The sequence below is a fragment of the Pectobacterium peruviense genome, from assembly GCF_002847345.1.
GTDB classification, from domain to species: domain Bacteria; phylum Pseudomonadota; class Gammaproteobacteria; order Enterobacterales; family Enterobacteriaceae; genus Pectobacterium; species Pectobacterium peruviense.
Window position 1 is genome coordinate 178,582 of sequence record NZ_LXFV01000010.1, and the last position, 13,920, is coordinate 192,501.

A 13,920-nucleotide genomic window follows, 5' to 3' on the forward strand; every position below is an offset into this window, starting at 1 on the left:
AGCGTTGAAAATATCAGGTCTGTCAGACAACAGAATGGTGCCTCACTCAACGTTATGTCCGGAAGGCCCGATGGAGATTTGCATCTTCATCTGGAGTTGGACGATAGGCACCTCAAATTGGCTCTGCGTCATTCCCAGGATTATGAAGCCGAAGCAAGCATAGAAGGTGGAATGAGCATCTACCCGCTTATTTAAGCACAAATTATGCCAACATGCATAATTTTATTGCCGCGGCCTCATCAATTCAATTTAACTAGCTAATAGTAAATACTATTTTTATTTATCCGTCGGAGGGGAAGCAACAACACACTGGGTGGTAAAAACGAGATCGAACTCACAAATCCTGTCGCCATTCAGAGACGAATTTATCAGATAAAATATTAATCATTATTAATCAATAAATTAAATGTCTCCTTTTTGCGACAGCAGATCCCCCCAGGTGTCGTGTTTTTCCGACAGTCCTGTCAAAGCTGCTGATTCAACATACTTAGCCGGGCGCGATAACCATTACGAATATGCTGGCAGGCTGCTTCTTGCGCCCCGTCCTTATCACGCCGCACCAGTGCTTCCACAATCGCCTGATGTTCGCGCCGCGCTTCTTCGGTACGTTTCGTCGACTCATAAGTGGTTCCACGCAGTAGCGACAGATGAATACGCAAGTTTTCCAACATCTCGTTCAGATAGGGATTATGGGTCGCCCGATAAATCTGCCGATGAAAAAGGCGGTTGTGATCGTGCAGTTGCTGGCTGTCGGTAAGCGTTTTCTCCACGTTGACCATATCCTGCAACAACTCCAGTTCTTCTGTCGAAGCAGAAGCCACTGCCAGTTCCATCGCCAACCGCTCTAACCCTTCACGCACGGCGAAAAGCTGACGCAGCCGCTCATAGCTGATCTGCGCAATCATCAGCCCACGCTGCGGACCTGGCTCCACCAACCCCAACGCCTCAAGCCGATGCAGTGCCTCACGAATCGGCGTGCGGCTAAGCCCAAACTGCTGTGCCAGCCGTGTTTCCTGCAAGCGTTCACCTGGCAGTAACTCGCCCTTCTCGATCGCGTTAATCAGTATCTCGAACGGCGACAGCGCCATCTTTTTGTCGGTAAGTGTTAAGTTCATAATCCCTTGATATATGGTGTGACGATCAGGATGGCTTCACACGCAAGCGGGTAACACACCTCGCCTTTATAGCGATTCTGATGTTCACGCTGCGCCACGGATCGTCATGTATTGAGAAAAATTCAAGTTTGCCCGACGCCCTGCCTTTAGCAAGATATCGCATCGCATATTTTGTGCTTAGCTTAGCGAAAAAGCGTCTTTGTCACTGAATGGACGATTGAATATGCTTTTCGCCACACTGTATACAAATGCATTCAACAAGACAAAACGCGAATCCCAAAACCAATCGGCTTTGCTGGCAATGTCATCGCGTTTTCGTCTAAGGAGCTCCTACGATGCCCGCCACTCCGACGTTTCCTCGCGGTAACGCACTCAACCAGTTTATTCACACTGCGCCTACGATGGCGATTCCCGATGCCGTCTGGCACGAAGCCAAACGAGCGCTCATTGACTATCTAGGCGTCTCTATTGGCGCAGCAGGAGATGATGCCGCCAACGCGGTTCAACGCATGGCACAACGGTGGCAGGCTCAAGGTAACGCACAAATCATTCTCGGTGCAAAAACCACACCGGCACTGGCAGCACTGATCAATGGCACACTTTCTCATGCAGCCGACTATGACGATACGCATCCCGCTGGCGCGGGGCATCCCAGTGGCCCTTGCTGGTCTACCGCTTTAGCAATGGCGCAACACTACGGCGCAGACGAACGCACAACGCTTATCGCTTTTATTACCGGATTTGAAGTCATGGCCAGACTGGGCGGCGGCTGGGTGCCCGGCGTAGGCCGTAACCTACAACGTCGCGGTTTTCACCCAACGTCGATTGTTGGACGTGCCGGGGCAGCCGCCGTCGCCGCTTCCATTTTACGCCTCGAACCCAATGCCATCGCCAATGCGCTGGGAGCGGCCGCGACCATGATGGGAGGATTGCAAAAATCGTCCGGCACGCACGGAAAACCGTTTCATGCTGGCAAAGCGGCAATGGACGGCATCACGGCAGCGGAACTGGCTGACGAAGGCTTTATCGCTGCCCATCACTTTTATGAAACCGATGGTTGGGTGAAAACCTTTGTGCAGGATGGTAGCGCCATTATCCCGCCGCTCGATTTTGGCGACAGTTGGGAGCTATTGGGTAACGGCTACAAGCTGTATGCCAGCTGTCGGGGAACCCACGCATCAATTGAAACGGCACTTAAGCTCTACCCACAACTGAAAGGCCGCGCTATCGCCCGTATTCATGCCAAAGTCCATCCAATGGGCATGGTGAACGCCGGGATCGCCAACCCGCAAAACCCACTGGAGAGTAAATTCAGTATTCCGCACTGCATTGCGCTGGCATTGAGCGGCTACCGTCTCAACGATACAGACTTCACTCAGCACGCCGTTGACGACCCCGCGCCGCGCCAACTGCTGTCGCGCTTGCAGATCAATGCAGTAGAAGGACAATCGGCCAGTTCCGCCTTTATCGACATCGAACTGGAAGACGGAGAAAAACTGCACGCGGAAACCGACGTGTATCGCGGTCATCCGCAAAATCCGCTGACCGACGCCGAACTGCGCGCCAAATTTGATGCCCTGACCCTCCCCATATTAGGGGAAACCCGTAGCGATCGGCTCTATCAGGCGGCTTTTCACTTTGAGCAGCCTGGCTCGCTTGCCGTTCTCACCGAGCTATTAGCGAGCTAACGCGCTTCAGCTCGACATAAACAATTCGATGTAAGCAATTCAACATAAAAATTTCACGATAACGACAGGACGCTTTCATGACCATTGCCCGCCAGCTTGCCCATAATCTGCTGGAATTTTCTCGCCAGACATTCCCTGCCGACGCATTGGCACACGCACGAACCGCTGTGATTGACACGCTGGGCGTCACGCTTGCGGGAGGCATTCAGGACGGTGCGCAAAAACTCAGAGCGGTGATCGTTCCATCAGCCGCCGTAGGGAAAAGCCGGATTTTCGGTACGGACCTCAAACGCAACGCGCTGGATGCCGCGTTGCTAAACGGCACATCCGCCCATTTACTCGATTTCGACGACTCCAATTCCTGGCTGCACGGGCATATTTCTGTCGCCGTGCTTCCAGCTCTGCTGGCATTGGCAGACGAGCTGGACGCCAACGGGAAAGCGATCCTGCACGCCTATCTGTGCGGCTATGAAACCGCGGTGCGCATGGGAAAAGCCGTCAGCCCTTTTCAGTATCGTAACGGCTGGCATCCGACAACCTCCGTTGGCATTTTCGCAGGCGTCGCCGCCTGCGCGGTGCTGCTGAAGCTTAGCGAAGAAGAAACGGCGACCGCCTTTGCCATCACCGCATCGCTGGCCTCCGGTATCAAATCCAACTTTGGCAGCCAGACGAAATCACTGGCGGTCGGTCACGCCAACCGCAGCGCCGTCATGGCGGTATTATTGGCGCGTCAAGGTTTCAGCGCAGGTGATACCGCGTTTGAACATCATCACGGCTATTTCAATGTCTACAACCGCGCAGATGAAAACGTCGACACCACGCCGTTAACCGAACCCTGGTCTGCGCCGTCCCACATCCTGGATCCAATAAAAGGGAATAATTTTAAATATTTCCCCTGCTGCTACGCCATTCTGGCACCGCTAGACGGGCTGCTGGCGCTGCGCGAGGAAACCAAACTGGCTCCCGAATCGCTGGAGCGTATTCAGATTGCCATCCACCCTATTCGCTTCCCGCACATCAACATCCCAACACCGGACACACCGCTGGCAGGGAAATTCAGCCTGCACTACTGCATCGCTCGCGCTTGGGTGCAGGGGAAGCTGACGCTCGACGATTTTATTGACGAGGCAGCGCTGCACGACCCCACAACACAGTCGCTAATGGCACGCGTTGAACTGATCTGCCATGACGAAAGCACCACGCACACGGCACACGTCACATTAATGACCCGTGATGGCCGCACTTATCACCGTCGTGTGGCAGGCGCGCTAGGCTCCAGCGCAGAAAATCCGCTGCCGGATAATCTGATCGCGGAGAAGTTTATCGACTGCGCCAGTCAGGCTCTGCCTCGTACCGAGGCACAGGAACTGTATCAACGGCTGCTGCGCGACGATTATCGTTAACGGCGGAAAGGGTGCTTGATACGCATTGATCGCATCAGGCATTATCATTTGCTCGACCACGCGATGGGTTTCACCATGCTACATCTTGTTCCGCCCGACATTTCTCCGCTCTTTGCCGGTATCCTGATTTTTTGCAGCTTTTTGACGTCGGCGTTAACGGCAGCGCTGGGGCTGGGCGGCGGCGTCACGCTACTGGCGATCATGGGGCTCGGAATGCCAGTCAGCAGCCTGCTGCCGGTTCACGGCATCGTCCAACTCGGTTCTAACCTGAGCCGCAGCCTGATTCAACGTTTGTATATTGTCTGGCCGCTGGCACTGTGGTTTTTTATCGGTAGCGTCATTGGCATCGCAGTAGGCACGCCCGTCGCCGTTTGGATCCCAGACAGCGTGGCAAAAATCGCGCTGGCCAGTTTCATTCTGTGGTCGGTTTTCCGTAAACGCACCGCACCAAAACCGGTTAATCGATTGTTCTTCGTTCTCGGCGGTGCGCTCACCAGCCTTGGCACCATGATCGTCGGTGCAACCGGCCCGATGGTCGCCGGACTTATCAGTTCTCAAGGGGTAACCAAACAGCCGCTTATCGCCACGCATGCGCTCTGCATGGTGTTACAACACGGCTTGAAGATACTGGCATTCGGGATGATGGGGTTTGCCTATCACGACTGGCTGCCAATGCTGGCTGCGATGATTGTCAGCGGAGTATTGGGAACCTGGCTAGGCACGCGCCTGCTGGATAATCTGCCCGAAAAGCTATTCCGCACCACCTTTCGCCTCACCATGTTGATCCTCAGCACCCAACTCATGTGGCAAGGCGTACAAGGCCTGCTCGCCCGCTAAATCATCCCTCTGTGCCTTGCTTACTGCGCAAGGCACAGCCCCTTTTTATCTTTCGAATCGTCCCCGAAATAGCTATATCCATTATTCAGCTTTAGATAGAGAAATATGCTATTTGCCATTTACAAGCAACATTGAGAACATTTGTATACAAAAGGACGCATTACAATAAAAACAATTAATTACAACAAATTAGCCCCAAGGTAATTCGAGTTGCAGGCAGCTTGAAATCTGATGGGCATAAAACAACACCGACCATTCTGAGGATACTTATGCTGAGAAAATTACTCTTATTGACGACCGCCACAGCGCTGACTTTAGGGAGTCTTCTGTTGCCTGTTGCCAATGCCGCTGACGCTGGAAACGGTGAAACGCTCAAAAAGATCAAAGCACGCGGTGAACTGGTTTGCGGCGTACACCCCGCGCGCCACGGCTTTTCCGCGATTGATAGCAAAGGGCAGTGGACAGGGCTGGACGTCGATTACTGCCGTGCGTTAGCCGCCGCTATTTTTGGCGATGCCAGCAAAGTACGTTTTGCTGCCCTTTCCACCGCGCAGCGTTTCCCAGCGATTCAGTCAGGTGAAGTTGACGTGCTATCACGCAATATCACCGCCGATTTGTCTCGCGACACCTCACTTGGGTTGAACTTCGCCCCGCCGACGTTCTATACCGGAACAGGCTTCATGGTGCGTACCAGCGCCAATGTGAAGAAGGTGGAAGATCTGGACGGCGCGACCGTCTGCATCACGCCAGGCAGCAGCACTGAACGCAACGTCGCGCAGATTTTTGCGTCACGCAACCTGCATTACACTCCGGTGGTCATCGAGAACAATAAAGAGTACGTCGCAGCCTATCTGTCTGGGCGTTGCGACGTCATCGCTCGCGATAAAGTCGCCCTGCCCGGCGTGCGCACCTTTGATGCGGAAAAGCCCGCTGACCATGTGATTCTGCCGGGAATTTACTCAAAAGAGCCGCTGGCGATGGCAGTCCGTCAGGGTGATGACCAGTGGTACGACATCGTGAAATGGGTGGTTTACGCCACGTTCAACGCGGAAGAGATGGAAATCGGCCAACAGAACGTAGAGAGCAAACTCAAATCGACAGACCCGGATATACAAGCATTGCTGGGTACCACTGGCGATTATGGTCAAAAGCTGGGGCTGAGTAACCAGTGGGCTTACAACCTGATTAAGCAGGTAGGGAATTACGGCGATATTTATAACCGCCACTTCGGGCCAGACACACCAGCTCCGCTGGAACGCGACCTGAATAATCTCTGGACGAAAGGCGGTTTGCTCTACGGTCTGCCCATTCGTTAATTAACCCCACCCTCGGCGTCAACTCGGAAAAATTCGGGTTGACGCCATGCCATCGCATTCACGCATTCACGCATTCACGCATTCACGCATTCACGCATTACCGTCATTAGCGATGTGCGTTGAGAATCGGTAACGACCAGAAGAAAAGATCGCCAGTAATGAAATCATCAGACAAGACGCTACTGCCAACCTCGGCAACACCGTGGTCGGGAACGCCATCTCATTCGCACCGTCTGCTCAACGCGTTTGGCAGCAAGTCCCTGCGCGCCTGGATTTATCAGGGCCTGCTCGGCCTCCTGATCGTCGCATTCAGCTACTGGCTGTACGCCAACGTAGTCGAAAACCTGCGCTCGCAAAATATTGCCACTGGCTTCGGTTTTCTCGATCACACCGCACAGTTTGAGATTGGCGAGAAACTCATCGCCTTTACCCCACGCGACAGCTACCTGCGTGCGCTTGGCGTCGGCTTACTGAATACCCTCTACGTCACGCTATGCGGCATCGTACTTGCCACGCTGCTGGGTTTCTCCGTCGGCATTGCTCGTGTCTCCCGTAACTGGCTGCTGGCGCGGCTCGCTGGGGGATACATCGAGATGATGCGCAATATTCCAGTGATCTTGCAGGTGATTTTCTGGTCGGTGGTTATCCGTAACTTGCCCTCACCACGGGATGCCATCGAGCTTGGCAATCTGGGTTTTCTGACCAATCGCGGGCTATCTTTTTCTGTCCCCGCCGCGCATCACGGCTGGCTGTGGACCACCATCGCCCTACTCGCTGCCGCCCTGATTAGCCTGATCCTGAACCGCGTGGCGCGCTACCTACGGGAAAATACAGGGCGTTCTCTGCCTACAGGCCGTCTGACGCTGTTAGCACTTATCGGGTTACCGCTGCTGGTGTGGTGGCTTTCCGGCGCACCGGCAGAACTCGATCGCCCGATTCTCCGCGGCTTTAACTTTCGTGGCGGCTTTACCGTCAGCCCTGAATTCACCGCGCTGTTGCTCGGTATTGCGCTCTATTCTTCGGCATTTATCGCGGAAATCGTGCGGGCAGGGATTCAGTCGATCCCCAAAGGCCAATTGGAAGCGGCACGCGCGCTGTCCTTTTCACCGTGGCACATGATGCGCCACATCATCATTCCACAGGCCATGCGCGTCATCGTTCCGCCGCTGACCAGCCAATATGTCAGCCTGTCGAAAAACAGCTCGATCGCGGTCGTAGTCGGCTACCCCGAGCTGGCGAACATCAGTAACACGTTGATGAACCAAACCGGTCAGGCGCTCGAAGTGATTGCCATCATGATGGTGGTTTACCTGACGGTCAGCATCGTGACGTCGCTGCTGATGAACCTGTTTAACCGCGCCGTCGCCATCAAAGAGCGTTGAGGAGCACTGAATGTTATTTCCAGCACTGTCACTCTCCGCCGTTCCCAACCGCCTGCGCACGCCGCAGCTGTGGCTGCGCCGTCATCTTTTCAGCAGCGTGCCACAAACCGCACTCACACTAGTACTGGCTGTGCTGATGTGGAATGTCGGCAATAAACTACTGCACTGGGGCATCCTCAATGCGGTGTGGTACACCAGCGATCCAGATGTCTGCCGTGCGGCGGCGGGTGCCTGTTGGGCAGTGATCGTGGAAAAACATCGCCCCATCCTGTTTGGCCTTTATCCTTACGATGAACACTGGCGTCTGGTGCTGGCGATGGGGATCTGGTTTCTGGCTCTCGGTCTGTCGCTGATGCCACGTTTCTGGCATTCACGCATCCTCTTACCGCTGTGGATTGCCGCAGTAATCGGCATTGCCATCCTGATGTCCGGTGGCGTGCTTGGCTTATCTTACGTGCCTTCCAGCGAATGGGGTGGCCTGCCACTGACGATTCTGCTGTTTAGCGGCACCGTCGTCATCGGTATGCCCGTTTCGGTTTTGCTAGCGCTAGGGCGGCGCTCACCGCTGCCTTTTCTACGCGGTCTGTCGGTGATTTTTATCGAGGGGCTACGCGGCGTACCGCTCATCACGATCCTGTTCGTTGCCGTTAACGTCTTTCCGCTATTCCTGCCCGCAGGCATGGAAATCAACAAACTGCTACGCATCATCATCGGTATCGCGCTGTTTTTCGCCTGCTATCAGGCCGAGGTCATTCGCGGCGGTTTGCAGTCCGTACCACGCGGACAATACGAAGCGGCGACAGCGCTCAATCTCAGCTATTGGCACACGACGACTAAAATCATCCTGCCGCAGGCGCTGCGTATCTGTCTGCCCGCCATGACCAACCATATTATCGCCGCCATGAAGAACACCTCGTTCGTCATCATTATTGGGCTATTCGACATCCTCACCGCCACCAGCTCGGTGATGCAGGACCCAATATGGCGACGCTATTACATTGAAACCTATATTTTTATCTCGGCTATCTATCTGCTGTTTGGCTTCTTGCTCTCACGCTACGCGCTGTGGGTAGAAAAACGCATCGATGCCAGCCGTAATCCAGAAACGTATCACGGTTAAGCGATAGCCGTTGATGAAAACACCGACAGGAGCTTTTTTATCATGAGCTTAGCCGCAGACACTTTAGTTACAAGCAAGGCAGTTACAAACCATAGCGTTACAGACAGTGTAGTGACAGACAACAACGTCATCATTGAGATCGACGCGGTCAGCAAATGGTATGGCGCGTTTCAGGCGCTGAATAACGTGACGCTTAACGTGCAGAAAGGCGAGCGCGTGGTGATTTGCGGCCCTTCCGGCTCCGGTAAATCCACGCTCATCCGCTGTATTAACCGATTGGAAGAACACCACGACGGCCATATCCGCGTGAATGGCATCGAAGTTAACGACAACATTAAGAACATTAACCGCGTACGTTCCGGTATCGGTATGCTGTTTCAGCAGTTCAACCTGTTCCCCCACCTGAGCGTGCTGGATAACCTGACGATTGGCCCAACACTGGTCAAACAGCGTAAGAAGCAGGAAGCCATTGATTTAGCGATGCACTATCTGGAAAAGGTGCACATCGCGAATCAGGCGCATAAATTCCCGCTACAGCTCTCTGGCGGCCAACAGCAGCGTGTGGCGATTGCCCGAGCGCTCTGTATGCAGCCGGAAATCATGCTGTTTGATGAACCGACTTCGGCGCTGGATCCGGAGATGATTAAAGAGGTACTCGACGTAATGCTCGATCTGGCGGAATCCGGTATGACGATGATCGTCGTTACCCACGAAATGGGGTTTGCCAAGACGGTCGCTGACAAGGTCATTCTGATGGCCGACGGTAGCATCGTGGAATCCGCACCGCCGCAGGACTTCTTCAACACGCCATCACATCCGCGCACGCGCCAATTCCTGGATCAGATTCTGAGCCATTAATAGGCTAGAAAGGGAAAATGTCCGCGCCGGAAAACTGGCGCGGATGGCATGATTTAACAGGCGATATTAGCGAGAGGACAGCTGTTCTAAACTCTGTTTCGCGACCTGATACAGATAGTGTGCAGTCGGGAACAGTGCGCGGTCGTCAACGCGGAATTTCGGGTGGTGCAGCGCATACGGTCCGCCGGAACCAACCATCATGAACGTACCCGGCAGTTTCTGTTGATAGAACGCGAAATCTTCACCAATCGGGCTGGCTTCCACACGGCGTGCTTCAAAGCCTTCGTCACTCGCCACGTTCAGAGCAAACTCAACCCACTCTGGCGTATTGATCACTGATGGCGGCCCGGCGTGCCACAGGAATTCAATGTCCGCGCCAAAGCTGCTGGCAATACCCGAAACGATTTGGCGGAAGCGCTGTTCAATTAAATCACGCGCTTCCTGATTGAACGTTCGGACCGTGCCTTCAACATAGGCCGTGTCTGGGATAACGTTCCAGGTGCTGCCGCTATGAACCTGCGTAATCGACACCACCGCGTTATTGTCGGACGACACCGTGCGGCTGATGATGGTTTGCACCGCAGAAATCAACTGACCCAGAATGATAATCGGATCGTTGCCTTCATGCGGCTTCGCTGCGTGACAGCCTTTCGCCGCAATCTTAATCTCAAAGCGGTCAACGCCCGCCGTCAATGCGCCGTCTTTCCCGCCGATAACGCCAACAGGCAGCGTCGGATCGTTGTGAATACCGAAAATCGCTACCGCATTGTCCAATGCGCCGACAGCAATCACTTCCGGCGCACCCAGCCCTGTCTCTTCGGCTGCCTGGAACAAAATTCGCACCGTACCTTTCAGCTCAGGTTCGATTTTCTTCAGCAGAATCGCTGCGCCCAGCGCAGCGGAAGAGTGAAAATCATGGCCGCAGGCGTGCATCACCCCTTTGTTGAGCGATGTGAATTCTACGCCAGACTCTTCTTCAATCGGCAGGGCATCGATGTCCGAACGGACCACAACCAGTGGGCCATCCTGTAAGCCACCAACTTCCGCAACCAGACCGGTTTTCAACGGCAGATCGAGGACGCGAATCCCTTCTTTTTCCAATACCGCACGAATCTTTTTCGTGGTTTCGAACTCCTGATTCGACAGTTCAGGATTGCGGTGTAAATCGTGGCGAAACGCCTGAATAAACTGAGCCAGAGGCTCATGCTGAGGTGCGGTTTTCATCAATTCTTACTCCACATTATCGTGCCCCGTCTGGCAGGGCGGCCTTGTTCAGGCGTGCAGGTGTGTCTACGTATACGTTAAATATCGTACTCAAGCGGCTCAGGCAGCTTGGTCAACTGACGCAGGAAACGCTGGGTTTGCGGGTTGTCCGAGAAGCTAATCACCTGCTCCGCTGGACCTTCCTCAACGATGTGACCATCCGCCATGAAGATCACTCGGTCGGCCACTTCTTTCGCAAACTGCATTTCATGGGTGACGATCACCATCGTGGTGTCGTTTTTCGCCAGCTTCTGAATGACCTGAAGCACCTCGTGTACCCTCTCTGGGTCCAGCGCCGAAGTCGGTTCATCAAACAAAATGGCTTTCGGATCGACCGCCAGCGCACGCGCAATACTCACGCGCTGCTGTTGCCCGCCAGACAACGTCACCGGATACTGTGCCGCCTGCGGCAGCAGACCAACCTGCTCCAGCAACGCCAGACCGATTTTATCCGCCTGCTTCTTCGGCATTTTTTTCACGACAATCAGCGCTTCCGTTACATTCTCCAGCGCCGTCTTGTTCTTAAACAGGTTATAACTCTGGAACACCATCGCCGTCTGACGGCGCAGTGCGTAGGCATCCTTGGAGGAGTAACGACGCGTATCCAGCGTTTGTTCGCCAATTTCGATCGTACCTGACTCTGGCGTTTCCAGCAGATTCAGACAGCGCAGCAGCGTGGATTTACCCGAGCCGGATGGGCCGATGATGGCAACCACTTCGCCTTTCGCGATATCCAGACTAATGTTGTCCAGCACCACCTGATCGCCAAAGCGTTTAGAAAGATTCTTTACACTGATCATGTCAGCCCCTTATCGCTGTAGCGAGTGATTCAGTTTCTTCTCAAGCTGTTTTTGCAGCCAGGCGTAAACCACAATCACCATCCAGTAAATCAGACCCACGACCAGGAAGGTCTCGAAGAAACGCAGAGATTCAGCGGCAATCATCTTGCCTTCCGCGAACAGCTCAGAGACACCCAGCGCAAAGGCCACCGAGGTATCTTTAATCAGGGAAATGAAGGTGTTGCCCGTCGCTGGCAGCGCATTCAGCATGGCCTGAGGCAACACGATGCGGCGATAGACCTGCGCTTTACTCATGCCAATGGACAGACCCGCTTCCGTCTGGCCGAAATCCACCGAGGCCAAGCCCGCACGGAAAATCTCAGCCATATAGGCGGAAGTTTTCAAGCTAAAGCCGATAATCGCGGCCGTCATCGCATCCAGATTGGATAAGCCGGGGAATAGCTGCGGTAGGCCGAAATAGATGATAAACAGCTGAACCAACGACGGAATGCCGCGGAACAGCGAGATATACAGTTCGACGATTTTTACCACGACGACGATCTTGCTTTCACGGACTAACGCCAGGATAAGGCCGAGAACCATAGCAAAAAACATCGACACCACGGCAAGAAACAGCGTGGTCGGCAAATACATTAATACCTGGGGAAAGACTTTTAGCAGGTAGGCAAGATCGATATTCATAAGTAATACCATTAATGCTTCCACCGGCCATACTGCGCCGGTGGAACGGGGTTATGACTGTTGACTATATAACGAGTCATCTGGCATTAGACTACGTAACGACTCATCCAGAATGACAGCGTGAAGTTATTTAGCCGGTGATACCGTGATGTCTTCGCCAAAATATTTTTCTGAGATAGATTTCAGACGTCCATCTTCACGCATTTTCGTCAATTGTGCATCGAACTGCTTACGCAGCGCATCGCCTTTCTCGTCCTTATGGAACGGGAAGCTGACTTCTTCAATCACCAGCGGTTCGCCAACCAGTTTGAACGGCAGATTACGCTTATTGATTTCAGCCAGCAGGATCGGACGTGAATTCACGTAGCCTTCAACGCGTTTAGACAGTGCATCGTTCATTGCGCCATCGCGTGTTTCATAGGTACGAATAGTGACGCTGCCGTCGGCAAACGCTTTTTTCAGGTTGTTGACGTGGTTAGAACCCAGAACCCCAGCAACCGTCTTCCCTTTCAGGTCAGCCAGTGTATTAATGTCTGTGTTATCTTTGTGCGTCACAATCTGGCTACCGTAGAAGCTATACGGCTGGGCGAAATTGTATTTTTCCTGACGTGCTGGGGTAATTGCCACCACGTTCGCTACGGTATCGAGCTTTTTCGCTTCCAACTGCCCCATCAGGCCGCTAAAATCAGCGGTGACCCACTCAACTTTGTAGTTCAGATCTTTCGCGATGGCTTCCGTGACTTCAACGTCAAACCCAACCAGCTTGTTATCTTGCTTGAAACCACTTGGATAACTCTGGCCTGTTGAACCCACTTTCAGTACTTTTTCCTGCTCGGTGCCGCTCTTCCCAGAATCACAGCCGGCAACAAGAAAGGCGGTCGTCAGCGCCAGAACAGACAACGTTACTTTTTTCATCATTTTACTGCCTCTCTTTTTGAATTTTTATCTTTCCACTGGTCATACAATTGGTTATCAAGGATTTTTTCCATCCAGATTGTCAGGTGTCCTTTTCCCAGATTCGTCTGCCCGACTTCCTTGAAACCATAATTTCTGTACATCTCAATCAGCCACGGGTGGTTTTGCGCGGTGCCAAGCGACACCGCAGGCGCTTTGAGCTGGTTAATCAGAATTTCTTCTTCCAGCCAGCTCATCATTTGCTTACCCAATCCCTGCTTTTTGTAGCCAGGGTGCGTCGCAAACCAGCCCAAATGCGGTAGACCGAACGGACCCGGTTCTGGCCCCCACGGATAGCGGATGGTAAATGACGACACCATCTCCCCGCCTTTTTCCATCACATAAACGCCGTGTGAGGCGATATGCGTGCGCACCATGTCGATATCTGCATGGGCGGCGGAAAAATTGATGCCCAACTGGCGAATCGGCTCAAATGCCGCCAGCGCCAGCGTCAAAAAAGTTTCATCATCCGCAAGCGTAGCCTGACGAAATACGATACTCAT

General features: G+C 53.5%; 13 protein-coding genes. 7 read left to right on the plus strand and 6 right to left on the minus strand.

Going from position 1 to position 13,920, the window contains the following annotated elements; translation table 11 throughout:
* Nucleotides 1-464: 464 nt before the first annotated feature.
* Entirely contained in the window at nt 465-1,115 is a 651-nt protein-coding gene (locus A0G03_RS09345) for a GntR family transcriptional regulator (RefSeq protein ID WP_048262909.1), read from the minus strand.
* Nucleotides 1,116-1,450: 335 nt separating this feature from the next.
* Between A0G03_RS09345 and A0G03_RS09350 the strand changes: the two genes are divergently transcribed.
* The 7 genes from A0G03_RS09350 (at nt 1,451) to A0G03_RS09380 (ending at nt 9,719) form a co-directional block, all read left to right on the plus strand.
* A complete protein-coding gene (locus A0G03_RS09350; protein ID WP_048262911.1) occupies nt 1,451-2,803 on the plus strand; it encodes an MmgE/PrpD family protein in 1,353 nt (450 codons plus the stop codon).
* A 77-nt stretch (nt 2,804-2,880) separates the two neighbouring features.
* A complete protein-coding gene (locus A0G03_RS09355; RefSeq protein ID WP_048262913.1) occupies nt 2,881-4,206 on the plus strand; it encodes an MmgE/PrpD family protein in 1,326 nt (441 codons plus the stop codon).
* Nucleotides 4,207-4,281: 75 nt separating this feature from the next.
* Nucleotides 4,282-5,043, plus strand: a complete 762-nt coding sequence (locus tag A0G03_RS09360; protein WP_048263005.1) for a sulfite exporter TauE/SafE family protein — start codon at nt 4,282-4,284, stop codon at nt 5,041-5,043.
* 269 nt (nt 5,044-5,312) lie between these two features.
* Nucleotides 5,313-6,359, plus strand: coding sequence for an amino acid ABC transporter substrate-binding protein (locus A0G03_RS09365; protein ID WP_048262914.1), 1,047 nt, complete (start codon nt 5,313-5,315; stop codon nt 6,357-6,359).
* A 158-nt stretch (nt 6,360-6,517) separates the two neighbouring features.
* Nucleotides 6,518-7,741, plus strand: coding sequence for an amino acid ABC transporter permease (locus A0G03_RS09370; RefSeq protein ID WP_048262916.1), 1,224 nt, complete (start codon nt 6,518-6,520; stop codon nt 7,739-7,741).
* A gap of 10 nt (nt 7,742-7,751) precedes the next feature.
* The gene (locus A0G03_RS09375) at nt 7,752-8,861 is read left to right on the plus strand and encodes an amino acid ABC transporter permease (protein WP_048262919.1); all 1,110 of its coding nucleotides are present in this window, start codon (nt 7,752-7,754) and stop codon (nt 8,859-8,861) included.
* Nucleotides 8,862-8,903: 42 nt separating this feature from the next.
* Nucleotides 8,904-9,719, plus strand: a complete 816-nt coding sequence (locus A0G03_RS09380) for an amino acid ABC transporter ATP-binding protein (protein ID WP_048262921.1) — start codon at nt 8,904-8,906, stop codon at nt 9,717-9,719.
* 66 nt (nt 9,720-9,785) lie between these two features.
* On the opposite strand, the gene A0G03_RS09385 is transcribed toward A0G03_RS09380, so the two are convergent.
* The 5 genes from A0G03_RS09385 to A0G03_RS09405 form a co-directional block, all read right to left on the minus strand.
* Nucleotides 9,786-10,943 (minus strand): M20 peptidase aminoacylase family protein, encoded by a 1,158-nt coding sequence (locus tag A0G03_RS09385; protein WP_048262923.1) that lies wholly within the window; start codon nt 10,941-10,943, stop codon nt 9,786-9,788.
* Between the two features lie 77 nt (nt 10,944-11,020).
* Complete coding sequence (locus A0G03_RS09390) at nt 11,021-11,782, minus strand: amino acid ABC transporter ATP-binding protein (protein WP_048262924.1); 762 nt, start codon at nt 11,780-11,782, stop codon at nt 11,021-11,023.
* 9 nt (nt 11,783-11,791) lie between these two features.
* The gene (locus tag A0G03_RS09395; RefSeq protein WP_011095665.1) at nt 11,792-12,463 is read right to left on the minus strand and encodes an amino acid ABC transporter permease; all 672 of its coding nucleotides are present in this window, start codon (nt 12,461-12,463) and stop codon (nt 11,792-11,794) included.
* Nucleotides 12,464-12,589: 126 nt separating this feature from the next.
* A complete protein-coding gene (locus tag A0G03_RS09400) occupies nt 12,590-13,381 on the minus strand; it encodes an amino acid ABC transporter substrate-binding protein (protein WP_048262925.1) in 792 nt (263 codons plus the stop codon).
* A complete protein-coding gene (locus tag A0G03_RS09405) occupies nt 13,378-13,920 on the minus strand; it encodes a GNAT family N-acetyltransferase (RefSeq protein ID WP_048262927.1) in 543 nt (180 codons plus the stop codon). The genes A0G03_RS09400 and A0G03_RS09405 overlap by 4 nt, the downstream gene beginning before the upstream one ends.